The 403-nt window shown below is 71.5% G+C and carries 1 protein-coding gene; it reads left to right on the forward strand.

The genetic code is table 11. The features are described 5' to 3' along the window. Nucleotides 1-403: homoserine dehydrogenase (locus AC1DYG_RS20275; RefSeq protein ID WP_477641635.1), on the forward strand; the 403-nt coding region annotated here is incomplete at both ends.

Here is a 403-nt window from a genome sequence, read left to right on the forward strand (position 1 = left end):
GATCCTGGCCGCGCTCAACGCGGGCAAGTCCGTGGTGACCGCGAACAAGGCGCTGCTGGCCGACTACACCGGCGAACTCGCCGAGGCCGCGGAGAAGCAGCGGGCCGACCTGTACTTCGAGGCCGCGGTCGCGGGCGCGATCCCGGTGATCCGGCCGCTGACCCAGTCGCTGGCCGGTGACCGCGTCAACAAGGTCGCCGGAATCGTCAACGGCACCACCAACTTCATCCTCTCCGCAATGGACGAGACCGGCGCCGACTACGCCGACACGCTCGCCGAGGCGGGCCGGCTCGGCTACGCGGAGGCGGACCCGACCGCCGACGTCGAGGGCTTCGACGCGGCGGCCAAGGCTGCCATTCTCGCCTCGATCGCGTTCCACACCCGGGTCACCGCGGCCGACGTC

Source organism: Pedococcus sp. P1_H8 (assembly GCF_056405175.1).